The sequence below is a fragment of the Bordetella hinzii LMG 13501 genome (genome assembly GCF_001548475.1).
GTDB lineage: Bacteria > Pseudomonadota > Gammaproteobacteria > Burkholderiales > Burkholderiaceae_B > Bordetella > Bordetella hinzii.
Genome location: NZ_LRUJ01000021.1, coordinates 56,411 through 78,370, shown reverse-complemented (window position 1 = coordinate 78,370; position 21,960 = coordinate 56,411). Strand labels below are relative to the sequence as shown.

Sequence of the window (21,960 nt, the reverse complement as noted above, 5' to 3'; positions counted from 1 at the left end):
GCGCTGGCGCGCCGCGCGCGGCGGCCGGCGCGGCGGCACGGCGTGCTGCTGGCGCTGCGGGTCGATCCGCGGCGCGAAGCCGAGGGCAGCCGCGTGCTGCGCGCCCATGGCGGCGAGGATCTGGAGCGCGCCGACGGCCGGTGGAGCAATGGCCGCTGGGAAGACTTCGATGCCCGCGCCGGGGGCTAGGCGGGTCAGCCGGCCTTGAGCACCTCGGCCAGGGTGCCGAACAATTGGTCGATCTGGGCCCGCTCGATGATGAGCGGCGGCGATAGCAGCATGGTGTCGCCCGAAGAACGGATGAGGCTGCCGCGCGCCAGGCAGGCGCGATGGGTGTCGTAGCCGCGCTGGCCGGGCTTGCCTTCGAGAGGCGCCAGTTCGATGGCCGCCAGCATGCCGATATTGCGGATATCCACCACATTCGGCAGGCCTTTCAGGGCATGCGCCGCGTCTTCCCAATAAGACCACAATTCGCGCGCGCGGCCGAACAGGCCCTCGCGTTCGCAGATGTCCAGCGTGGCGAGGGCGGCCGCGCAAGCCACCGGATGGCCGGAATAGGTATAGCCGTGCGAGAACTCGATGGCGCTTTCCGGGCCCTGCATGAAGGCTTCGTGGACGTGATCGCGCACCAGGGTCGCGCCCATGGGGATGGCGCCGTTGGTCAGGCCCTTGGCGCTGGTGATGATGTCGGGCGTGACGCCGAAATAGGCCGAGGCAAAGGCGCCGTCGATGCGGCCGAAGGCGCAGATGACCTCGTCGAAAATCAACAGGATGCCGTGTTTGTCGCAGATGTCGCGCAGGCGCTTCAGGTAGCCGCGCGGCGGCACCAGCACGCCGGTGGAGCCGGCCACCGGTTCGACGATCACGGCGGCGATGGTGGAGGCGTCGTGCAGGGCGATGAGGCGCTCCAGCGCCTCGGCATGGTGGGCGCCCCATTGCGGTTCGCCGCGGGAATAGGCCATGTGTTCGCGGTCATAGGTGTGGGGCAGGTGATCCACCATGGGCAGCAGATTGCCGAAGGCCTTGCGCTGGCCGCCGATGCCCGAGACGGACAGGCCGCCGAAACCCACGCCATGGTAGGAGCGCTCGCGGCCGATCAGGCGCACCCGCTGGCCCTGGCCGCGCGCGCGGTGATAAGCCAGGGCGATCTTCAGCGCCGTGTCCACGGCCTCGGAGCCGGAGTTGGAGTAGAAGACCTGCGAAAAGCCCTGCGGCGCGTGGGCGCAGAGGCGCTCGGCCAGCTCGAAGGCCAGCGGGTGGCTCATCTGGAACGAAGGCGCGTAGTCCAGCTGTTCGGCCGTGCGCGCGATGGCCTGGACGATCTCCGGCCGGCGGTGGCCGGCGTTGACGCACCACAGGCCGGCAATGCCGTCGAGCACTTGGCTGCCGTCCGGGCGCTGGTAGTACATGCCCTGGGCCGAGGTGAACAGCACCGGGTCGCGCTTATAGCGGCGGTTGGCCGTGAACGGCATCCAGAAAGCATCGGTCTTGAGCTCGGCGGGGTGCGGCATGGGAAGTCCTGCGTCGTGTTGGGGAGCGTCTATTTTGTATTAATTAAATAAAAAATACAATTAAACGCGAATTTTTGGGTGGTGCCTGATTTTTTTGTTGAATGGATACGGCTTGCGGTGTCAGGCCCCCGGTGGCGCCGCCTGGCGGGGGGGGGGCTGGCCTGGGCGCGTCCGGCGCCTGCCGGATATCACGACGCCTGCAGCGATGCCTTCAGATGCTGGCGCATCAACTGGGCGGCCCATTCATTGTCGCCGGCCTCGAGGGCTTCGATGATGCGCAGATGCTCGGCCGAGGAGTCGGCGTAGCGGGCGGCGCGATAGAAGGCGGCGTGTTCTTCGAGGCGCCGCAGCTGGTTCTGCTGCTGCACGGCCTGCAGGATGTGGCGGTTGCCCGAGCAGCGCGCCAGCAGTTCGTGAAAGGCGGTGTTCAGCGCGAAGAACTCGGCGGCCGAGACGTCGTCGCGCCGCAGCAGCGCTTCATGGTCGGCGCGCATGCGCGCCAGCGCCGGGCGGTCCAGCCGGAATGCGGGCTCAAGCAGGCCGGCGCACTCGATGGCCATGCGGAAACGGTAGCTCTCGGCCAGCGCCTCGGCGCTGTCCAGCGAGGGCGCGAACTGCCAGCCGTGGCCCTTGCGCTTTTCGATCAGGCCATCGGCCGAGAGCTGCAGCAGCGTCTTGGCGAGCACCGCGCGCGGCGCGCCGTAGCGCTGGTGCAGCTCGCTTTCGGTAAAGGTCTCGGGCAGCTCGCGGCGGGCGCGGTCGTCGATGAGGCGGCGATAGAGCTCGGCCTGGGTGGGGCCCCGCAAGCTGGGCAGCGGCGCCTGGGCGGTGAGGGCGGCCACGGTGTAGCCGCTGTTGGGCCGGTGCGCGATCAGGCCTTGCGCGGCCAACAAGGCCAGCGCGCCGCGCACCGGCGTGCGCGACACCGCATAGCGCTTGGCCAGGGCTTCTTCGGAGAGGTGCTCGCCCACCGGATGGCGGCCGGCGGCGATATCGTCGGCGATCTGGCGGGCGAGGTCGACTTGCAGGGCGGTGGGACGGGCGGCCATGGGCGGTGTCGGAGGCAGAGGACGTAGATGGTAACGGAGTCCCACCCGCTTTTCATGCCTCCCGCTGGCCTTCGGCCCAGGCCAGGCATTCGGCGCGCAGCAAGCGGCCCATCTCGGCGCGCCGTAACGTATCCAGCCGGCTGCTGATGGCGCCGAAGCTGAAAGCCACCGAGGTCAGGGCCGAGACCGGAAAGGCCACGCCCACGCCGGACACGCCGGGCGTGATGCTGTCGACGATTTCCGAGTAGCCCTGTTCGCGCGCGCGGCGCACGGCCTTCATCAGGGCGGCGGCGGACAGGCCGGCCTGGGCATAGTGCTTGGGGTGGCGGGCGTACAGGGCGGCGATTTCTTCGTCGGGCAGGGTGGCCAGGATGGCCAGCCCGCCGGCGCCCACGCCCAGCAGGCGGCGCTCGCCTTGGTCGATGGTGAAGACCTTGACCGGGAAGCTGCCGGCCTCGCGCAGCAGGCAGAGCGCGTAATCGCCTTGCCGGATGACCAGGAAAACCGTGTCGCCCGAGAGCCGGGCCAGTTTCTGCGCGAAGGGGCGCAGCGCGTCCAGCAGCGGCGTGCGGCGCAGCGAGGCGAAGCCCAGCTGCATGGCGTCCACGCCCAGGCGGTAGCGGCGGTTTTGCGGATCGCGCTCGGCGAATTGTTCTTCCAGCAGGCAACTGAGCAGGCGGTGGGCGGTGGAGCGCTCCAGGCCGGACTCGCGCATGACGCCTTGCAGGTCGATGCCGTCTTCCTGGTGGCGGGCCAGCAGGCGCAGCAGTTCCAGGGCGCGGCGCATGCTCTGGGTGCCGCCGGTCGAGCCTGTGGTGTTCATATTGTGGGAAATTTGGTTTGAATATTTTGTATTTTAGGAAAACTGCTGTCTTAATTCAATCCGTGGCACACCAGAACAAGGACGAGGAGACCATGGAATACAGCACGTTGACGGTGGAGCAGCTGGGCGCGGTCTGCCGCATCAGCTTGGCGCGCGAGGCGGCGCGCAATGCCCAGAGCCAGCAGATGCTCGATGAACTGGACCAGGCCCTGCAAGACGCGGCCGAGGACGAGAGCGTGCGCGTGGTGGTCCTGGCCGGGCGCGGCGCGCATTTTTCGGCCGGCCATGACTTGAAAGAGGCCCAGGCCAAGCGCGCCGACTTCACGGTCGAGGAGCGCTGGGCCTATGAGTCGCGCCGCTATTTCGGCTATTGCATGCGCATCTGGGACTTTCCCAAGCCCACCGTGGCCCAGGTGCAGGGCGCCTGCGTGGCGGGCGGTTTCATGATCGCCAATATGTGCGACCTCATCGTCGCCGCCGAGGACGCTTTCTTCTCCGATCCCGTGGGCCACACCCTGGCCGCCGCGGCGACCGAGGTGCTGATCCATCCCTGGGTCATGGGCTTGCGTCGCGCCAAGGAGATGCTGTTTACCGGCGAGAAGCTCGAAGCACAGGAAGCCTTGCGCATCGGCATGGTCAACCGCGTGGTGCCGGTGGCCGAGCTGGAGGCCGCCACCCTGGCCCTGGCGCAGCGCATCGCCCAGGCGCCGCCCTTCGGGCTGCACCTGGTCAAGCGCTCGCTCAATCGCACCGCCGATGCGCAAGGCCTGCGCACCGCCTTGTCGGCGCATTTCGACACGCACCAGCTCTCGCATATGAGCGAGGAATTCCGCTCCGTGCGCGATCGCGGCCTGGCCCAGGCCATCATGCGCAACAAAAAGGGGGAGACGGCATGAGAAGCGCCATGGACGCTTTGCTGGACCCGCGTTCCATCGCCCTGATCGGCGCCAGCGCCAATGCGGGGCGCATCGGCGGCCTGCCGCTGGAACTGCTGACCCGCTTCGGCTACCGGGGGGATATCTATCCGGTCAATCCCAAGTACGAAGAAGTCTTCGGCCTGCGTTGCTGGCCCGATATCGAGGCCGTGCCGGCGGGCGTGGACCTGGCGGTGCTGGCCATCGCGGCCGCCGAGGTCACGCCCATGCTCAAGCGCTGCCATGCGCGCGGCGTGCGCGCGGCCATTGTCTATGCGGCCGGCTTTGCCGAGGAGGGCGAGGAAGGCCAGCGCCTGCAAGCGGAAATGGAGCGCTTCGCGGCCGACAGCGGCATGGCCGTGGCCGGGCCCAATTGCATGGGCTTTGCCAATCTCAACACCCAGGCCTATACCGCCTTCGCCTCGGTCTTCAAGACCGCGCCGGCGCAGACCGGGCCCGGCACGGTGAGCCTGCTGACGCAAAGCGGCAATGTCTGCGCCGCGGTCTACGCCATCGGCCGCCGTCTGGGTCTGCCGTTCTCGCATTTCATCAATACGGGAAACGAGGCCTGCATCGATTTCTCGCAATACCTGGAGTATCTGGCCGAGGATCCGGGCACGGGCATCGTGCTGGGCTATATCGAGCAATTGCGCGACGGCCCGCGCTTTGTGCGTGCCTGCCAGGCCCTGGAGCGCCAGGACAAGGTGCTGATCGCGCTGAAGGCCGGCAATACCGACAAGGGCGCGCAGGCCGTGCGCTCGCATACGGCGGCCCTGGCCGGCGACCGGCGCGTCTATGCGGCGGCCTTTCGCCAGCTCAATGTCATCCAGGCCGATGATTTTGCCCAGATGGCGGCCATCGCCAGCCTGGCCACGCTGCGCGACCGTCAGGCGGGGCGGCGCGTGGCCGTGGTCACCATGTCGGGCGCGCTGGGCGCCATCCTGGCCGATAAATTCATCGGCGCCGGGCTGGAGCTGCCCGATCTGCCGCCGGCGCTGCAGCGCACGCTGCGCGAGGGCATTCCCGATTACGGCATGGTCGGCAATCCGGTGGATGTGACCGGCAATGTGGTCAACGACCCGGACTTCGTGCGCACGGTGCTGGCCGCGCTGGCGACCTCGCCGGACATCGATACCGTGGTGGTCTACGCGCCCGGCTATATGCTGGACCGCATGGCCGACGCCTTGGTGGAGACGGCGGGCGCGCATGCGCGCCTGTTCGTCGCCATCGACACGGGCCAGGCGCAATGCCGCGAGCGCTTGCGCGAGGCCGGCGTGGCGGTGTTCGACGATCTCGGCCTGGCCGTCAACAGCCTGGCGCCTTATCTGCGCTGGTGCGAGGGACGCGGGCGCCGCCGCGCCGAGGCGGACGCTGTCGGGCCGGCCGCGGCCCCCGCCTTGCCTTGCAACGAGGCCGCGGCGCGCGATTGGCTGGCGGGCTTCGGCATGCCGCCGCAGCGCGTGGCGCGGGCCGCCACCGCCGAGGCCGCAGTGGACGCGGCGCGCGGGCTGGGGTATCCGGTCGCCATGAAGATCCTCAGCCCGGACATCGCGCACAAGACCGATATCGGCGGCGTGGTCCTGAACGTGGCCGATGACGCAGCCGCGCGCGCGGCCTTCGAGCGGCTGATGGCCGCCGGCGCGAGCCAGGCGGGCGCGCGCCTCGACGGCGTGCTCGTGCAGCCCATGGCGCGCGGCGTGGCCGAGCTGATCGTGGGCGCCACGCGCGATCCGGTCTTCGGGCCGGTGCTGACCGTCGGCCTGGGCGGCGTGCTCACCGAGCTTTATCAGGATGTCAGCCACCGGCTCTTGCCGGTGGACGCGGCCATGGCCGGCGAGATGCTGCGCGAACTGAAAGCCTATCCCTTGCTGGAGGGCTATCGCGGCAAGGCGGGTGATGTGGCGGCGGCCTGCCAGGCCATTGCCGCGGTCGGCCAGGCCATGCTGGCCGCGCCGGCCGTGGTCGGGGAAATCGAGGTCAATCCATTGCTGGTCCAAGAGGCCGGACAGGGCGTCGCCGTGCTGGACGCGCTGATCCTGCCCGCAACCGCCTAGGCCATCCTGGGCAACACACGGAGGAGACAACAATGTTGAAGCAAGTAATGGCCGGCTGCGCGCTGGCCCTGGCGGCGACCCTGGCGCAGGCCGCCGACAACTATCCGTCCAAGCCGGTGCGCATCGTGGTGCCGTTCGCGCCCGGCGGCGCCACCGACATCATGAGCCGCCTGGTGGCCGAGCGCCTGACCGCCAAGATCGGCCAGCCGGTGATCGTCGAAAACAAGCCGGGCGGCGGCACCATGATCGCCTCGGACTATGTGGCCAGGGCCGAGCCCGACGGCTATACGCTCCTGATGGCGGCGTCCTCGCTGGGCATCGCGCCCAGCATCTACGCCAAGGTCAATTACGATCCGATCAAGGATTTCGCGCCGGTCAGCCAGGTGGCCTCGGTGGTGCATGTGCTGGAGGTCCATCCTTCGGTGCCGGCCAAGACGGTGGGCGAGCTCATCGCCTATCTGAAGGCCAACCCGGGCAAGGTCAGCTATGGCTCGGTGGGCGCGGGCAGCTCCACCCACCTGGAGGCCGAGCTGTTCAACAGCATGGCGGGCGTGCAGATGGCGCATATTCCCTACAAGGGCAGCGCCCCGGCCCTGAACGACCTGGTGGCCGGGCGCATCCAGGTGATGTTCGACGCCTGGGCCTCGTCCGGTCCCTTCGTCAAGGACGGGCGCCTGCGGGCGCTGGCCGTGACCACGGCCCAGCCCTCGGCCTCGGTGCCCGAGCTTGCCACCATGTCGGCCTCCGGCCTGCCGGGCTACTCGGCCATGCCCTGGCTGGGCCTGGTGGCCCCGGCCGGCACGCCCAAGCCGGTGATCGACACGCTCTACCGGGCCGTGGCGGAGATCGTCAAGGAGCCGGCGGTCAAGACCAAGTTCAGCGACCTGGGGCTGGACATCATCGGCAGCGACCCGCAGGCCTTCGGCGCGTTCATCAAGCAGGATATCGCCACCTGGGCCAAGGTCGCGCGCGACGCCAATATCCGGCTGGAGTAGGCATGAGCGGCATGATGAAGACCTTCGCGGCCCTGCCGGATGACGAGGACTTCCGGCAAGCCCTGCGCCAGTGGCTGGCGCCGGCCTACGCGGCTTTTGCCGCGCGTTGGCCGGGCGGGGCCGCGCCGCGCTCGCTGGACTACCGCCGCGCCTGGGAAGACTGGCTGTGCGCCCAGGGCTGCTCGGGCCTGGGCTGGCCGGCCGAGCACGGCGGCCTGGCCCTGCCGCTGGCGCGCCAGGCCATTTTTCATGAGGAACATGCGCGCTGCGGCGCGCCGCTGGGCATCAATCTCATCGGCCACGGCATCCTGGCGCCCACCTTGCTGCATTTCGGCACGCCGGCGCAGCAGGCGCGCTTTCTGCCCGGCGTGCTGGCCAACCGCGAGATCTGGTGCCAGGGCTATTCCGAGCCGGGCGCCGGCTCCGACCTGGCCGCCGTGCGGACCCGGGCCGAGCGCTGCGCGGGCGGCTGGCGGCTGTCGGGCCACAAGATCTGGACATCGTTCGCCGACCGCGCGCAATGGTGTTTCGTGCTGGCGCGCACCGATCCCCAGGCGCCACGCCACAAGGGCCTGAGCTTTCTGCTGGTGGACATGGGCAGCCCCGGCGTGCGCGTGGCTCCCATCCGCCAGCTCACGGGCGAGGCGGAGTTCTGCGAGGTCTTTTTCGAGGAGGTCTTCGTGCCCGAGGATGCCCTGGTGGGCAGCGAGCACGGCGGCTGGCGTATCGCGATGGCCGCGGCCAGCTTCGAGCGCGGCACGTATTTCATTCCGCGCCTGGTGCGTTTTGCCCAGGAGCTGGCCGCGGTGCGGGCCCTGTGCGGCGATGCCGCCTCGCAGCGGCGCTGGGCGCGGCTGGCCCTGGATAGCCAGGTGCTGGCCTTGAAGTCGCAGCGCGCCCTGCAGGCCGCCCAGCGCGGCGATCCGCCGGGCCCGGAAGGCTCGTCGACCAAGGTGCACTGGAGCGAAGCCCACCAGCGCCTGCTGGAACTGGCCATGGAGCGCCTGGGCGCGCGCGGCGTGCTGCCGCCGGACGAGGCCTCGCGGGCGCTGTCCCATGCCTATCTGTGGTCGCGCGCCGAGACCATTCTGGCCGGCACCTCCGAAATCCAGCGCAACATCATCGCCGAGCATATGCTGGGCCTGCCCAAAGGGTGAATGGCATGACCGAAGACCAACAAACCCTGCGCGATGCCGCGCGGCGTTTTCTCAAGGACAGGCATCCGCCGGCGCGGGCGCGGCGGGCGGGCGAGGCTTCGCCCGCCGAGCGCCAGGCCCTGTGGGCCGAGTTGCGCGCCCAGGGCTGGCCCGCCATGCTGGCGGCCGAGGCGCAGGGCGGCCTGGGCCTGGACCTGGCGCATGCCTGGCCGGTGGCGCATGCGGCCGGGCAGGCCCTGATCAGCGTGCCGCTCATCGCGGCCATGGCGGTCCTGCCCTTGCTGTCGCGGGCGCTGGACGCGGATTTCGCCTGGGCCGACGAGGACGGGCTGGTGGAGGGCGCGGGGGCGCCGGCCCTGGCGCTGCGCGGCCACTGCCTGGTGCGCCTGCCGCCCGTGGCGCAAGAGGCCGGCCTGGATCCCACCATGCCGCTGGGCCGGGCCCAGGGCGAAGGCGAGCGGCTGGCCACGCTGAGCGCGCCGCAGGCGGAGGGCCTGCGCGCGCGGCTGCGGCTGTTGCGCCTGGCCGAGATGTTGGGCGCGGCCGACGCCGCCTTGCGGATGGCGGTGGACTATGCCTGCCAGCGGCAGCAGTTCGGGCGGCCCATCGGCGCCAACCAGGCGGTCAAGCACCGCCTGGCCGAAGGCTGGATGGCCCTGGACGATGCCTGCCTGGCGCTGGACGCGGCGGCGCATGCCATGGACGAGGGCGGCGGCCCGGGCCTGGATGGGGCCCAATGGCTGGCGGTGGACGCGGCGCGGCGCTGTGCGCACCAGGCTATCCAGACGCATGGCGCCATGGGCATCACCTGGGAGTGCGACGCGCATCTCTATCTGAAGCGCGTCATGCGCCTGGCCGCCGCGCTGGAGGGCGCGGCGAGCCAGGATGCGCTCCTGGAACGCATCTGGCGGGCGGCCGCCTAGGCGATGGGCGCGGGTTCGGGCGCGCCGGCCTGGGCCGCCCGGTGGGCCATCAGCAGGCTGTGCAGCATCTCGGTCGACAGGCCGTGCAGCACCAACCGGTAGCCCGCGCGCAAGGTGGACATGGGCACCAGCGGATGTTTGTTGTTCACCAGCACCAGGTGCTGGGGCGCGCCCAGCAGCTGGGCCGCGTAGATGCCGATGGTCTCGTCCAGCTGCAGCGAGTTGGCCGCGCGCCAGAAATCATTGTCGGTGAGCAGCAACTGGTAGAGCGGGGTGAAGAGCTCGATGGCGCTTTGCAGGTCGAGGAAGTTGAGCCGGCCTTGCGGCATGTCCTCCAGCCTCAGGCCCGGATCCTCGATCATGGAAAAGTCCAGCCGGGGCGGCGCGTGCATCTCCTGGCCGGCATCGCGCAGCGCCTGGTTCAGGCGGATGACGAAGTTGAACAGGTTCAGGTCGTGCTTGACGAAGAGATCGTCCTTCAGGTCGTCGATGGCGCGCGGCGTGAGCGGCGTCGTGCTCACGGGCACGGGCGAGTTGCCGCCGATGAAGGACAGGATCTGGGCGCCGAGGTGGAAATGGCGCAGGATGAGCCAGTTGGCTTGCGGGGAGACAAAGCGCTTCAGGCCCCAGGCCAGGATGCGGTGCAGAAAGCGCGAGTGCGACCAGCGGCGCGGCAGGAAGGTCTTGACCACCTGGATGAGGACGATGCACAGCCGCGCGATGGGGCGCAGGAAGGGCAGCAGGTATTGGCGCGAGCCGCTGCTGGAGTCGGCCAGCCAGGCCTTCTTGACCTCATCGGGCAGGGGCGTGCTGCGGTCCAGGTAAAGCGCCAGCCAGGGGTTGGGGTCGGCCGGGTCGTGGCCTTGGGCCAGAAAGGCCGGATCCTCTTTCATGCCTGCTCCATGACGTGGTGGAACTGCATCAGGTACAGGGCGGCGGTGCGCCTTGCGGTGTCGACGATGGGGCGGGCCGCCGCGGGATCGCAGTCCAGGGCCAGTTCGACCGCGGCCAGCCAGCGCGCCAGATGATGTTCATCATTGTGCCCGTGGTACTCCAGGAAGCGGAAGGCATCGGGCGGCAGCGCCAGGCTGGCCTTGAGCAGGGGCAGCAGGGCGGGGATGATGCGCTGGCCCGTGCCCTCGATGATGTAGACGGCGCCCAGCAGGCCGATGGGGTCGCGCGTGGCGGCCAGCGCGTGCAGATAGGCGTTGAGCGCTTCGCCGCCCGGATTGCGCCGCAGCTGGTCGATATCTTCCTGGGTGCCGCCGGCCTTGCGGTAGTCCTCGAAAAGGATGCGGAAGTCGTTCTGTTCTTCGCCGGCATGGGTCTGGATGAGGGCGGCCAGCGGGGCATACGCCGCGCCCAGCGAGGCCGCGCCTTCGCGCATCCACTTGCTCCCTTCACGCACTTGCGGGATCCAGCTCTCCATCCAGCGGACATAGTCGGCGGTCTCGAAGGCGCGGCGGCGCAGTTTGTGGACCAGCGGCGTGCGCCAGACGCGCGAGCGGTAGTCGTGCCAGATCGCGGCCAGTTCGGTCAGCAGCGGCGACAGGCCCTGGGGCGCCATGGCCGGGTCGTGCGGCGGCGCGATGGTCTCGGCGTCCTCGGCCAGCGCGGCCGGCGCGCGCGCCGCCGGCCGGGCGGGGCGGCCGTCGGCCTCGGCTTCGAGCAGCATATAGGCCGCCATGAAGCGGCCGGACTCGGGGATGTAGCAGAAGATCTGCTCGCCGGGCTGGATCTCGCGCGTCTGCAGAAACTCGGCCAGCATGATGAGGATGGAGGCTGCGCCCGTGTTGCCGCGCCAGGCCAGGTTGCTGAACCAGCGCTCGCGCGGGATGACCAGGCCGGCCTTGGCCATCAGGTCTTCGACCACGGGGATGAATTTCTCGGAGGAGTAATGGCACAGGAAGTGATCCACGCGCGCCGGGTCCAGCCAGCCGTCGCGCACCAGCCGCGCATACTCATGGATGCCGATATCGAAGAGATGGGGCAGCAGGCGGATGTCCTGGCGCAGCGAGAGCGCGCCGTCGGCCTCGGCGTCCTGCCAGGAGGGATAGTCCAGATGGCCGCGTTCCCGGTCGGCCGACAGCCCCAGCTGCATGCAGACCGGATAGTCGCCCGAGAAGGCGCGCTGGTGTATCCACTTCAGGCGCAGCCGGACCCCGCGCGAAGGGCCTGGCAGCGGCCGGCTGCCCGTGCCCAGCAGGACCGCGCCGGCGCCATCGGAAAGCATCCAGCGCAGGAAATGCGCGTCGAAATCGGCGTCGTAGCCGCGCGCGGCGAAGCGCGAGCGCTTGAACAGGCGCGAAGGCAGTTCGGCGGCCACGGCCAGGGCGCGGGCGTGGCCGCCGAGCTCGACGCCGCTGGCCGCGGCCTGGATGGCGCCGACGCCGGCCGCGCAGATGCCGTGCACGGACAGCGTCTCCATGGGCGGCGCGGCCAGCTCGCCCTGGATCATGTTGGCAAAACCGGGCATGAGGGCGTCGCCGCCCGATGAGCCCGCGGCCAGCAGCCCGATGTCGGCCAGGCGGCTGTCATGGCGCGCCAGGCAATCGCCGATGGCGCGGGCGGCCAGCTGGGCATTGCTGAAGACCGTGCGGCCGTCCGGGCCGATGGCGTAGTGGCGCGTCTTGATGCCGTTCTCGGCCAGGATGCGCTGCTTGATGCGCCCGGAGATGCGGTTCAGCGGCGCGATATAGGCGTCCATCGCGGCATTGTCGATGGGCTCGCCCGGCATGAAATAGCCGGCGGCTTCCAGGTAGACGCGGTCAAAGGCGATAGGCATGGGCGGATTCTCGTCGGGATCAGCGGATGTGTTCGGGCGCCATCAGGGGACGCGAACGCAGGCGCGCGATGACGCTGCCCAGCACGAAGACCCGCGCCATATAGGGCAGCAGGCCGGCTTCGTTCAGGGCCGGATGCACGCGCGCGCGGTAGTGTTCGCGGTGCAGGCGGGCCAGTTCGGTCCAGTGGGCGCGCGGGTTTTCGTGGTGGGCCGTGTGCAGGCCGATGTTAAAGAGCAGGGGGTTGACCATGCCCTCGAAGTTGCGCGCATAGTCCAGGCCGGCGCGCGGCCCGCCGTCGGCGTGGGCATGCTGCAGGTAGTTGGTGGCCAGCAGCCAGTGCAGGCCGTGCAGCTGCGGCAGGATGACAAAGAGCAGGGCCTTGGCCGGGTCGATGGCCAGCAGGCCGCCCCACAGGGCCAGCCAGGCGGCGTACTGCGCCAGGCAATAGCGCCAGACGCCCGGGCGCCAGCGCTTCATGCGCGCCAGCCAGCCCAGGAATAGCGGCGCCAGCACCCAGACGGCCTGGAAGGGATGCAGCAGATAGCCCGGCAGGTCGTTGCGGTCGCCGCCGAAGCGATAGGTGCGGGCGGCGTCGCGCGCGCCGTGCTTGTAGCGGTGGTGATTGGCGACATGGGCGGGCCAGAACACGAAGGTGGGATGGCCTTGCAGCAGCGTGATCCAGAAATCGGTCAGGCGGTTGGCCAGCCGGCCGCGCCACATGCGCAGGTGGGTATGGTTGTGATGAATGACGCCGATGCCCAGGGTGAGAAACAGCAGCAGGCCGTACAGCGGCCAGGAAAACCCCCGCCACCACTGCCATGCCGCCAGCGCCGGGGCCAGCGCCAGATAGGCCAGGCTTTGCACATCGCGCCCATGGCGCAGCCGGGGCATCATCTCAGGCCGCGCCGGCGTCGGCCGCGCGGGCGCGGTGCGCGTCCAGTTGGCGCTGGGCCGCATCGGCGGCCAGGCGCGTGCCGAACAGCCGGTCCATGAAGGTGAACTGGAAACCGTAGTTGCCGTTGTAGCAGGCATGGTGCAGGTGATGGCGACGGCTGGCCGCGAACCAGTGCGCATACGACACGCCGGGGAAGAAATCGTAGTTGGCGTGGCCGATGCAATTGAAAAACAGGCTGAACAAGGGCACCGACAGCAGCGACCAGAAACTGAAGTCGTGCAGCAGCATGGGCAGCAGGATGACATTGCCCAGCATCAAGGCCTCGATGGGATGGAAGCTATAGGTGGAAAACGGCGTGGTCACCACCGAGCGGTGATGCGGCAGGTGGAAGCGCCGCAGCCAGCGGGTGTGGAGCAGCCGGTGGTTGATCCAGAAATGCACGTCGTTCCAGGCCAGCAGGAAGAGGATCTCCAGGCTGATCTTCAGCGCGCCGGCGTCCGGATCCAGGCGCGCCCAGCCCAGCTGCAGCAGGCCCCAGGGGAAGATCATGCCCGTGCCGAAAAGCAGGATGGACAGGCCGGACTGGGCGAATTCGCGGCGCAGTTGGCCCGGCGCCAGCGGCCGCGGGTCCAGCGGGCGCCCCAGGCCCAGGGCCGGCAATACATGGCGGGTCAGCAGCCAGGTCGCCGCGCCGAACAGCAGATAAATGCCGCCGAAAAACAGCAGCCCGGCCAGCATCACCTGCCCGGCCGTCAATGCCATGAACGCTTGCGCCATGTATCCCGTGCCGGCGGCGCCGGCCTTTGCTTGTTGTCATGGCGCGATGATAAGCAATCGTCTGATTTATAGGGGGCGGATGTATTACCAATTGATTCGGAGTCGGACAATCGTTTCGGACTGATGGTGATAAATCACTTGATCTATGTCATATAACTCATTGATCTAAAACAAAAAACGCGCCATGGGCAAGCTGGCGCGTGGCAGGGCTGGGCCCGCTTTAGTCCTTGAACACCTGGATGGTGTCGCTCTTGACGGCGTTGGTGTCGAGTTTGTTGGCGATCCAGTCCATCGAGGTATCCGACACGCCCGGGGTGACCAATTCGGCCGGCACGATGGTGATGTTGGACAGCACCTTGAAGGGGTATTTATCGCTCTTCTTGGTCACGCCGAACAATTGGTCTTCCAGGCCCTGGCCGTCGGCGCGGTGGATGCGCACCGGGCGGCCGAAGCCCTTGAAGGTCACGTCGTGCATGGCGGCGGCCACCTGCTCGGGGGCCGGCCAGGCGCCGCCGTTGTCCTTGATGGCCTTTTCATAACCGGCCTTCAGCCCCTGGATGGCCTGGACCATGTGATAGACCGAGTAGATCGGATAGGCCTTGGTCTTGTCGTGGAATTTCTTGATGAAGGCCTGGTGGGCCGGATCGTCCTTGGTCTCCGGGTGCAGGAAGTAATGGTCGCCGCGCGCGCCCACGTACACGCCTTCGGGCAGGGCGTTGCCCAGGCGCTCCAGCGAGCTTTCGGCCAGCGAGAGCACGAAGGTCGAGTTCTTGAACAGATTGCGCTGCGCGGCCTGGCGCACGAAGTTGTCCAGGTCGCCGCCCCAGGAGGTCGAGACGATGACGTCCGGGCGCAAGGCCTGCAGCTTGCTGATCTCGGTCGAGAAGTCCGCCGCGCCGAACTTGGGGAACATCTCGGCGACGACCTTGACGTCGGGCTTGAACTTCTTGAGCGCGGCCAGGAAGATGTCGCGCGAATCACGGCCCCAGGCGTAATCCTGGTTGACGATGGCCACGGTCTTGAAGTCGGGCTTGACCTTCATCAGGTAGAGCACCTGGGCCACCATTTCGGTGGTGGCGTTGGCCTGGGTGCGCACGACATACTTGTAGGTCTTGCCTTCGAGCGCCTTTTCGGTGCCGCAGTCCCAGAGCACATTGAGCACTTTCAGGTCCTCGGCCACGGGCGCCACGATATTGCAATGGCCGCTCGAGATGGCCGACAGCATGACCTTGGTGCCGCCTTCGGCCAGGCGGCGGTATTCGGACAGCAGCTTCTCGCCGCCGCCGCCCTCGTCGATATAGGTCGGCACCAGCTTGACGCCGTCGATGCCGCCGGCGGCGTTGATGTCCTGGATCAGGATGTCGGCGGCGTCCTTGGCCGGCACGCCGAACACCGAGGCCGAGCCCGACAGGAAGGTGGAAATGCCGATCTTCAGTTCCTGCGGTTTGTCGGCGGCCTGGGCCCAAGCGGCCAGCCCCGACAACAAGGCCGCCGCGGCGGCCAGTTTCAAGGTCTTCATCTGCTGTCTCCTTTATTGTGTTTGATGCTCAGCGGTGCGGCGCGGGACGCTCAGATCGTCCGGCCGCCATCGACCGGCAGTTCCACGCCGGTGATGAATTCGGCCGCGTCGCTGGCCAGGTACAGCGCGGCGGCGGCCACGTCCGAAGGCTGGCAGAAGCGGCCCAGCGGAATGGTGGACTGGAACTTGGCGCGATTCTCGGGCGTGTCCGGCAAGCCCATGAAGAGTTCGAACATGCCGGTCACGCCCATCACGGGGCAGATGGCGTTGACGCGGATATTGTCGGGGCCGAGTTCGACCGCCATGGACTTGGACAGCACATTGACCGCGCCCTTGGAGGCGTTGTACCAGCTCAGGCCCGGACGCGGACGGATGCCGGCGGTCGAGCCGATGTTCAGGATCACGCCGCGCTTTTGCTGGCGCATATAGGGAATGACAGCCTGCGCCATGTGATAGATGGATTTCACATTGATGGCGAACATGCGGTCGAATGTCTCTTCGTCCACGTCCAGCATGGGCTGGTTCTTGTGGGTGATGGCGGCGTTGTTGACCACGATGTCCAGGCGGCCGAAGGCTTCGAGCGTGTGCTTGACCACCGCGTCGATATCGGCGCGGCTGGACACATCCGCCTGCAGGGACAGGGCGACGCTGCCGATCTCGCTGGCGACGCGGTCGGCGGCTTTCTTGTTGATGTCGGCGATGACGACCTGCGCGCCTTCCCGGGCATAGAGTTTGGCGATGCCTTCGCCGAAACCGCTTCCCGCGCCGGTAACGATAGCGACCTTGCCTTGCAATTGACCCATGTCTGTCTCCGTCTGCTGTGTCAGGGTTTACTTGCCGTAGTACTGGATGATGGTCTTGGTGGTGCTCATTTCTTCAAGCGCGATGAAACCCTTCTCGCGGCCGTGGCCGCTCTTCTTGACGCCGCCGAAGGGCAGCTCGACCCCGCCGCCGGCGCCAAAGCCATTGATATAGACCTGGCCGACCTTGATGCCGCGCGCCACGCGCTGCTGGCGCCCGCCGTTCTCGGTCCAGACCGCGCCCAGCAAGCCGTAGTCGGTGGCGTTGGCCAGGGCGATGGCCTGCTCTTCGTCGTCAAAGGGCAGGGCGACCAGCACCGGGCCGAAGATCTCCTGCGTGAACAGATCGCTGTCGTGCGTGGCGGCGCTGAACAGCGTGGGTTTGACATAAAAGCCGCCGGCGGGCACGCCCTCGGCGATGCTGCCTTCGGCCACCACTTTCAGGCCGTCGGCCAGGCCTTTGGCGATATAGCGGTTGACGCGCTCGAACTGCGCGCGGTTGACCACCGGCCCGCAGGTCAGGTCCATCTCGGGCGTGCCGGCGCGCACCTTGGAGAATTCCTGCGCCACCGCCTGCATGAAATCGGCGTAAATGCCTTTCTGCACCAGCAGGCGGCTGCCCGCCGTGCAGGTCTGGCCGGCGTTGTGCACGATGCCCTTGACGATGGCCGGGATGGCCAGCTTGCCATTGGCGTCGTCAAAGACGATGTGCGCCGACTTGCCGCCCAGCTCCAGCACGCACTTGACGGCATTGCGGGCGGCGGCGCTTTGCACCAGCACGCCGACCTCGTTCGAGCCGGTGAAGGTCACGAAATTGATGCCGGGGTGGCCCGACAGCGCGGCGCCGGCCTCTTCGCCCAGGCCGGTGACCACATTGAGCGCGCCGGCCGGGAAGCCGACTTCCAGCGCCAGCTCGGCCACGCGCACGATGGACAGGCAGGCGTCCTCGGCCGGCTTGACCACGGCGGCGTTGCCCATGGCCAGGGCCGGGGCCACGCTGCGGCCGAACATCTGGGCCGGGTAGTTCCAGGGGATGATGTGGGCCGTGACGCCCAGGGGCTCGCGGATCAGCTGGACCGAATAGTTCTCCTGGAAGGGAATGGTCTGCCCATGCACTTTGTCGGCCGCGCCGCCATAGAACTCGAAATAGCGCGCCAGCACCGTGATGTCGGCGCGGGCCGTGGACAGGGGCTTGCCGGTGTCGCGCGATTCGATCTGCGCCAGCTCTTCGTGGTGGGCCAGGATGCTCTCGGCCAGGCGCAGCAGCAGCCGGCCGCGGTCCAGGGCGGTCGAATGGCCCCAGCCGCCGTCCAGGGCGGCCCGCGCCGCGCCCACGGCGAGGTCCACGTCGGCCGCCTGGCCGCGCGGGATGCGGGTAAAGGCCTGGCCATCGACCGGCGAAATCACTTCCAGGCTGCGGCCGTCCCGGGCCGTCGCTTTCTGTCCGTTGATGATCATGTGCGTCATGCGGTTCTCCATCAAGATGGGTTCAGCGAGATCGAGCCGCGCTCGATCGTCCAGATCTGGTCGGGAATGTCGCCCAGCAGCTTGATGTTGGATTCGGTGATCACAACGCAGAGCTGGGGTTGCAGTTCTTTCAGGCGCGCCAGCGCCTCCGTGTAGTCGCGCGCCAGCTTGGGCGCCAGGCCCTGGAAGGGCTCGTCGAGCATCAGCAGGCGGGTGCCCACCATGACGGCACGCGCCAGGGCCACCATCTTGCCCTGTCCGCCGGACAGTGCGGCGCCGGAGCGCGGCAGCATGGCTTCGAGCTGCGGCACCACCTTGAGCACGGTGGCCAGCCGGCCTTCGATGACCTCGGCCGACTGGCCTTGCACCTCGCAGGGCAGGCGCAGGTTCTGTTCGACGGTCATGGTGGGGAAGATCACGCGGTCTTCCGGCGCATAGCCGATGCGGTGGGCCGCGCGCGCGTGGCCCGGCAGGGCGGACAGCTCCACGCCGTCCAGCTCGATGCGCCCGGACTTCAGGCGCGCCAGGCCCATGATGGTGCGCAGCAGCGTGGTCTTGCCGGCGCCGTTGCGGCCGACGATGCCTATGGTCCGGGCCGGGGCGAAACTGGCCGAGACATCGCGCAGCACGCGGTTGCCGGCCAGATCGACGTTCAGTGCGGTCAGCGTCAACATGGTCAGACTCCCAGGACTTCGCTCTTGATCTGCGGATGTTCCAGCACCTCGGCCGGCGGACCGTCGGCGGCCACTTTGCCGGCGATCCAGGCCGCGACCCGGCTGGCGTAGCGCGACACGATGTCGACATCGTGCTCGACGAACCAGCTGGTGACGCGGCGCTCGTCCAGCGCCTGCATCACGGTTTCCATCAGACCGTGCTTGTCCTCGGAGGCCACGCCGCTGGTGGGCTCGTCCATGATGAGCAACTTGGGGCGCAGGGCCAGGGCCATGGCCACGTCCAGCAGCTTGCGCTTGCCTTCGGGCAGCTCGATGCTGCGCTCGCCGGCGTCGGGCAGCAGGCCGACCAGATCCAGCGTCGCGTCGACGTCGCGGCCATCGACCGTATGCTCCAGGGCGCGGAACCAGCTCAGGTCCTTGTTGCGGCGCGCCGAGGCGATCTGCACGCATTCGCGCACGCTATGCTCGGCGAACAGCTGCGGCAGCTGGAAAGAGCGCCCCAGGCCCAGGCGCACGATCTTGCGCGGCGTCATGGCGGTGACGTCGGTGCCGTCGAACCAGACCCTGCCGCGGTCGGGCTTGAGATAGCCGGTGCAGATATTGATGAAAGTGGTCTTGCCGGCGCCGTTCTGGCCGATCACGGCCAGGCGTTCGCCTTCATGCAATTCGAAGTCGATGGCGTCGGCGGCGACCACGCCGCCGAAGGCCAGGCTCAGGTCTCGGGTCTGGATCAGCGGCTTCATGCGCGGGCTCGTTTCTTGAATTGGCCGACAAAGCCATTGGGAAAGAGGAAGATCACCAGGATCAGCGTCAGGCCCAGCACGAATTGCCACAGCCCGGGAAAGTAGGCCGACGAGGCCAGCTTGACGGTCTCGAAGCAGATGGCGCCGAGGAAGGCACCGGCCGCATGGCCCGCGCCGCCCAGGATGGTGATGAAGACGAACTCGCCCGAGCGCAGCCAGGAGCCGATTTCCGGCGTGACCAGGCCCTGGATCAGGGCCAGCAGGGCGCCCGAGATGCCGACCACCACGGCCGACAGCAGATAGCCCTTCCACATGATCAGATAGGCCGAGAAGCCCAGGTACTCGATGCGGGTCTCGTTGGTCTTGATGGCCGACAGCGCCTGGCCGCTGCCGGAGCGGAAATAGCGCTGCACCCACCAGGCCAGCAACAGGGACAACAGCAGCGCCAGCACGAGCAGGGCGCGCTCGAAGGACTCGCGCTCCATCGCGATGCCGGCCAGCGTGGGCCGCACGATGCGCAGGCCGTCGGAGCCGCCGGTCAGCGTATAGAGCTTGCCCAACAGGGCGAACAGCACCATGCTGAGGGCGAGGTTGAGCATGCCGAAGAAAATGCCGCGATAGCGCACCACGAAGGAGCCCACCAGCAAGGCAGCCGCGAAACTGGCCGCCACGCCCGCGCCGATCAGGACCAGCGCGTCGGCCTGCGGGTAGGCGCGCGCCACGAAGGCCACCGTATAGGCCGAGATGCAGGCATACATGGCGTGGCCAAAAGACACCTGGCCGGCGCGCGCCATGACCGACACGCCCAGGGCTGCGATGGCATAGGTCAGGCCGAACACGATGGGGGTGATGGTCCAGGCGAAGCGGTAGCCGACCGCCAGCGCCGCGACGGCGGCCAGCACACTGATAACAGGGACCTTCATCAGATCGTCCTCGCCTGTGCCACGGTGAACAGGCCATGCGGACGGATGATCAGCACCAGCACCATGATGATGTAGGGAACGGCGACCTCGAGTTCGGGCGCCATGTAGACGGCGATGGCGCGCACCACGCCGATGAGCAGCGCGGCGATCAGGGCCCCCGTGATCTGGCCCAGGCCGGCCGTGGCGACCACGGCGAAGGACAGCACCGTCATATCGGTGCCCGCGCCGGGCACCAGCGAGGTGGTGGGCGCGGCCAGCGCGCCGCCCAATGCGCCGAGCATGGTGGCGATGACGAAGGTGACCAGGCCTATCTTCTTGGCGTTGATGCCCAGCGAGGTCGCGACCTCGCGGTGGTGGGTCATGGCCACGGTCTGCTTGCCCAGCTTGGTGCGCTTGAGAAAACACTCCAGCGCCACATAGGCGAGCAGGGCGGTCACCGGCACCACGACCAGCTGATACGTGGTGTAGGTGATATCGCCGAGTTCGATATTGCCTAGGCGGTTGACGACTTCGCTGGCGCTATAGGGCTGCGCGCCCCAGATCGCGCGCTGGATGTCTTCGAGCATGAGGAAGGCGCCGAAGGTCAGCAGCAGCTTCAGGACCGGGTCGTAGTTCTGGGCGCGCCGTATGAGCAGAAACTCCAGCGCCGTGCCCAGCACCAGGCCGACCACGATGGCCGCGGCGAACAAGGCCAGGAACAGCAGCAAGGAAGAGTCGCTGCGGCCGGCCAGGAACATCACGAAGCTGGCCGCGGCATAGCCGCCGAAAGCGTAGAAGGCGCCGTGGGCGACATTCAATATGCCCATCACGCCGAACACCAGGGTCAAGCCCATGGAAACCAGGAACAACAGGCTGGCGTAGGCAATGCCATCGACCAGAGCCAGGGGTAGCAGATCCAAGCTCAAGCATCGTCTCCCTAGAGGCGCACCCCTCCCCGGGATCCCCCAGCGATGGCACGGACGCGCTGTCGGCGTCTTTTTGTCTCTTTGATATGGCGCGCGAGCCGCGCCTTCTTTTATGCGGAGTGCGGACACTCCGGATGTGCAAAGGAGTATAGGGAGCGCGTCCCTGCCGTCCTATTCGACTTTACGGAAGGCAGGGTTAATGCAGGCTTTAAGGGGGGAGGCCGGCGGCGCCAGGACGGCGGCCGGCCGGGCCGGGCTCAGGCGGCCAGTTCGGGACGCGCGAAGCGGCGGTTCTGCAGCACGGGCAGCGCCAGGCGCGCCTGCGCCAGGCGCGCCGCGTCGATGTCGGCAAAGACCAGGGCATCGGTCTCGGCCGCCCGGGCGATGATGACGCCCAGCGGGTCGATGGCCATGCTGGCGCCGATGTTGCGCGGGCCGCATTCGCCCACGGCCACCAGATAGCAGGTGTTCTCCAGCGCGCGCGCCTGCGAGAGCACCTGCCAGTGCATTTCTTTCAGCGGGCCCCTGACCCAGGCCGAAGGGGCGACCAGCACGTCGGCGCCATCCAGCGCCAGGCGGCGCGGCAACTCGGGAAAGCGCAGGTCATAGCAGGTCAGCATGCCGACCTTCAGGCCGGCCACCTCGACCAGGGGCGGGATCTCGGCGCCGGCCAGCACATTGAGCGACTCCTGCATATTGAAGGCGTCGTAGAGATGCAGCTTGCGGTATTGGGCGATGATGCGGCCGTCGCGCAAGGCCAGCTGGGTGTTCCAGACCTTGCCGTCGGCCGCCGGCACATGCACGCAGAAGAACACGGTCAAGCCTTGCGTGGCGGGCAGCAGCGCGGCGATGAAGGGGCCGTCCAGCGGCTGGGCCGAGCGCTTGACGATGTCCGGGTCGGTGATGTCGCGGGCCAGCACGCCTTCGGGCAGCACCAGGGCGTCGGCGCCGCCGGCGCGGGCGCGCTGCATCAGGTCGCGGCAGATGGCGGCGTTTTCTTCCCAGACGGGGCGGACGGCGAATTGCCCCATGGCGATCTTCATGG

General features: G+C 68.2%; 20 protein-coding genes and 1 pseudogene. 6 read left to right on the top strand and 15 right to left on the bottom strand.

Translation table 11 applies throughout. The annotated features are described in order from the left end of the window. Window positions 1–189, top strand: a pseudogene (locus AXA74_RS24395) (hypothetical protein); the annotation flags it as partial. Window positions 190–194: 5 nt separating this feature from the next. Here the strand turns inward: AXA74_RS24395 and AXA74_RS14805 are convergent. From AXA74_RS14805 to AXA74_RS14795, 3 genes are all read right to left on the bottom strand, one after another. Next, on the bottom strand, window positions 195–1,511 hold the full coding sequence (locus AXA74_RS14805) for an aspartate aminotransferase family protein (protein ID WP_032955167.1): 1,317 nt from the start codon (window positions 1,509–1,511) through the stop codon (window positions 195–197). A 188-nt stretch (window positions 1,512–1,699) separates the two neighbouring features. Further along, entirely contained in the window at window positions 1,700–2,560 is an 861-nt protein-coding gene (locus AXA74_RS14800) for a GntR family transcriptional regulator (RefSeq protein WP_032955169.1), read from the bottom strand. Between the two features lie 52 nt (window positions 2,561–2,612). Further along, complete coding sequence (locus tag AXA74_RS14795; RefSeq protein ID WP_032955171.1) at window positions 2,613–3,383, bottom strand: IclR family transcriptional regulator; 771 nt, start codon at window positions 3,381–3,383, stop codon at window positions 2,613–2,615. A 92-nt stretch (window positions 3,384–3,475) separates the two neighbouring features. Here AXA74_RS14795 and AXA74_RS14790 point away from each other — a divergent pair, with 92 nt between their 5' ends. The 5 genes from AXA74_RS14790 to AXA74_RS14770 are packed head-to-tail and all read left to right on the top strand — an operon-like array spanning window position 3,476 to window position 9,426. Next, window positions 3,476–4,279, top strand: a complete 804-nt coding sequence (locus AXA74_RS14790; protein WP_029581079.1) for an enoyl-CoA hydratase — start codon at window positions 3,476–3,478, stop codon at window positions 4,277–4,279. Further along, on the top strand, window positions 4,276–6,351 hold the full coding sequence (locus AXA74_RS14785) for an acetate--CoA ligase family protein (RefSeq protein WP_032979812.1): 2,076 nt from the start codon (window positions 4,276–4,278) through the stop codon (window positions 6,349–6,351). Before AXA74_RS14790 ends, AXA74_RS14785 begins: the two co-directional genes overlap by 4 nt. 32 nt (window positions 6,352–6,383) lie before the next feature. Continuing rightward, entirely contained in the window at window positions 6,384–7,346 is a 963-nt protein-coding gene (locus AXA74_RS14780) for a tripartite tricarboxylate transporter substrate binding protein (protein WP_029581077.1), read from the top strand. Between the two features lie 11 nt (window positions 7,347–7,357). Further along, window positions 7,358–8,503, top strand: coding sequence for an acyl-CoA dehydrogenase family protein (locus tag AXA74_RS14775; RefSeq protein WP_029581076.1), 1,146 nt, complete (start codon window positions 7,358–7,360; stop codon window positions 8,501–8,503). Window positions 8,504–8,508: 5 nt separating this feature from the next. Next, complete coding sequence (locus AXA74_RS14770; protein ID WP_048940154.1) at window positions 8,509–9,426, top strand: acyl-CoA dehydrogenase family protein; 918 nt, start codon at window positions 8,509–8,511, stop codon at window positions 9,424–9,426. Here AXA74_RS14770 and AXA74_RS14765 read toward each other — a convergent pair. From AXA74_RS14765 to AXA74_RS14710, 12 genes are all read right to left on the bottom strand, one after another. Continuing rightward, window positions 9,423–10,319 carry a DUF6999 family protein gene (locus AXA74_RS14765; protein ID WP_029581074.1) on the bottom strand — a complete coding sequence of 299 codons (897 nt, stop codon included), beginning with the start codon at window positions 10,317–10,319 and terminating at the stop codon, window positions 9,423–9,425. The two genes, AXA74_RS14770 and AXA74_RS14765, sit on opposite strands and share 4 nt — an antisense overlap. Further along, window positions 10,316–12,211 (bottom strand): StlD/DarB family beta-ketosynthase, encoded by a 1,896-nt coding sequence (locus AXA74_RS14760; RefSeq protein WP_032979279.1) that lies wholly within the window; start codon window positions 12,209–12,211, stop codon window positions 10,316–10,318. The genes AXA74_RS14765 and AXA74_RS14760 overlap by 4 nt, the downstream gene beginning before the upstream one ends. A gap of 19 nt (window positions 12,212–12,230) precedes the next feature. After that, window positions 12,231–13,103, bottom strand: coding sequence for a fatty acid desaturase (locus AXA74_RS14755; RefSeq protein ID WP_048940530.1), 873 nt, complete (start codon window positions 13,101–13,103; stop codon window positions 12,231–12,233). Window positions 13,104–13,107: 4 nt separating this feature from the next. Continuing rightward, on the bottom strand, window positions 13,108–13,884 hold the full coding sequence (locus tag AXA74_RS14750) for a sterol desaturase family protein (protein ID WP_029581071.1): 777 nt from the start codon (window positions 13,882–13,884) through the stop codon (window positions 13,108–13,110). Window positions 13,885–14,104: 220 nt separating this feature from the next. Then, window positions 14,105–15,403 (bottom strand): ABC transporter substrate-binding protein, encoded by a 1,299-nt coding sequence (locus AXA74_RS14745; RefSeq protein WP_029581070.1) that lies wholly within the window; start codon window positions 15,401–15,403, stop codon window positions 14,105–14,107. Window positions 15,404–15,453: 50 nt separating this feature from the next. Next, the gene (locus AXA74_RS14740; protein WP_032955302.1) at window positions 15,454–16,206 is read right to left on the bottom strand and encodes an SDR family oxidoreductase; all 753 of its coding nucleotides are present in this window, start codon (window positions 16,204–16,206) and stop codon (window positions 15,454–15,456) included. 27 nt (window positions 16,207–16,233) lie between these two features. Then, entirely contained in the window at window positions 16,234–17,670 is a 1,437-nt protein-coding gene (locus tag AXA74_RS14735; protein ID WP_048940153.1) for an aldehyde dehydrogenase family protein, read from the bottom strand. 11 nt (window positions 17,671–17,681) lie between these two features. Continuing rightward, window positions 17,682–18,344, bottom strand: coding sequence for an ABC transporter ATP-binding protein (locus AXA74_RS14730; protein WP_029581067.1), 663 nt, complete (start codon window positions 18,342–18,344; stop codon window positions 17,682–17,684). Window positions 18,345–18,346: 2 nt separating this feature from the next. Further along, window positions 18,347–19,087: an ABC transporter ATP-binding protein gene (locus tag AXA74_RS14725; protein WP_029581066.1), complete on the bottom strand. Its 741-nt coding sequence runs from the start codon at window positions 19,085–19,087 to the stop codon at window positions 18,347–18,349. Beyond that, on the bottom strand, window positions 19,084–20,010 hold the full coding sequence (locus tag AXA74_RS14720; RefSeq protein WP_032979278.1) for a branched-chain amino acid ABC transporter permease: 927 nt from the start codon (window positions 20,008–20,010) through the stop codon (window positions 19,084–19,086). The genes AXA74_RS14725 and AXA74_RS14720 overlap by 4 nt, the downstream gene beginning before the upstream one ends. Next, a complete protein-coding gene (locus AXA74_RS14715) occupies window positions 20,010–20,915 on the bottom strand; it encodes a branched-chain amino acid ABC transporter permease (RefSeq protein WP_029581064.1) in 906 nt (301 codons plus the stop codon). Before AXA74_RS14715 ends, AXA74_RS14720 begins: the two co-directional genes overlap by 1 nt. A gap of 257 nt (window positions 20,916–21,172) precedes the next feature. After that, window positions 21,173–21,958, bottom strand: a complete 786-nt coding sequence (locus tag AXA74_RS14710) for a deaminated glutathione amidase (protein ID WP_032955300.1) — start codon at window positions 21,956–21,958, stop codon at window positions 21,173–21,175. Window positions 21,959–21,960 lie beyond the last annotated feature (2 nt).

Coding starts and splice junctions, on each gene's coding strand:
- AXA74_RS14805 (WP_032955167.1), bottom strand. CDS start 1,511: ATGCCGCACCCCGCCGAGCTCAAGACCGATGCTTTCTGGATGCCGTTC.
- AXA74_RS14800 (WP_032955169.1), bottom strand. CDS start 2,560: ATGGCCGCCCGTCCCACCGCCCTGCAAGTCGACCTCGCCCGCCAGATC.
- AXA74_RS14795 (WP_032955171.1), bottom strand. CDS start 3,383: ATGAACACCACAGGCTCGACCGGCGGCACCCAGAGCATGCGCCGCGCC.
- AXA74_RS14790 (WP_029581079.1), top strand. CDS start 3,476: ATGGAATACAGCACGTTGACGGTGGAGCAGCTGGGCGCGGTCTGCCGC.
- AXA74_RS14785 (WP_032979812.1), top strand. CDS start 4,276: ATGAGAAGCGCCATGGACGCTTTGCTGGACCCGCGTTCCATCGCCCTG.
- AXA74_RS14780 (WP_029581077.1), top strand. CDS start 6,384: ATGTTGAAGCAAGTAATGGCCGGCTGCGCGCTGGCCCTGGCGGCGACC.
- AXA74_RS14775 (WP_029581076.1), top strand. CDS start 7,358: ATGATGAAGACCTTCGCGGCCCTGCCGGATGACGAGGACTTCCGGCAA.
- AXA74_RS14770 (WP_048940154.1), top strand. CDS start 8,509: ATGACCGAAGACCAACAAACCCTGCGCGATGCCGCGCGGCGTTTTCTC.
- AXA74_RS14765 (WP_029581074.1), bottom strand. CDS start 10,319: ATGAAAGAGGATCCGGCCTTTCTGGCCCAAGGCCACGACCCGGCCGAC.
- AXA74_RS14760 (WP_032979279.1), bottom strand. CDS start 12,211: ATGCCTATCGCCTTTGACCGCGTCTACCTGGAAGCCGCCGGCTATTTC.
- AXA74_RS14755 (WP_048940530.1), bottom strand. CDS start 13,103: ATGCCCCGGCTGCGCCATGGGCGCGATGTGCAAAGCCTGGCCTATCTG.
- AXA74_RS14750 (WP_029581071.1), bottom strand. CDS start 13,884: ATGGCGCAAGCGTTCATGGCATTGACGGCCGGGCAGGTGATGCTGGCC.
- AXA74_RS14745 (WP_029581070.1), bottom strand. CDS start 15,403: ATGAAGACCTTGAAACTGGCCGCCGCGGCGGCCTTGTTGTCGGGGCTG.
- AXA74_RS14740 (WP_032955302.1), bottom strand. CDS start 16,206: ATGGGTCAATTGCAAGGCAAGGTCGCTATCGTTACCGGCGCGGGAAGC.
- AXA74_RS14735 (WP_048940153.1), bottom strand. CDS start 17,670: ATGACGCACATGATCATCAACGGACAGAAAGCGACGGCCCGGGACGGC.
- AXA74_RS14730 (WP_029581067.1), bottom strand. CDS start 18,344: ATGTTGACGCTGACCGCACTGAACGTCGATCTGGCCGGCAACCGCGTG.
- AXA74_RS14725 (WP_029581066.1), bottom strand. CDS start 19,087: ATGAAGCCGCTGATCCAGACCCGAGACCTGAGCCTGGCCTTCGGCGGC.
- AXA74_RS14720 (WP_032979278.1), bottom strand. CDS start 20,010: ATGAAGGTCCCTGTTATCAGTGTGCTGGCCGCCGTCGCGGCGCTGGCG.
- AXA74_RS14710 (WP_032955300.1), bottom strand. CDS start 21,958: ATGAAGATCGCCATGGGGCAATTCGCCGTCCGCCCCGTCTGGGAAGAA.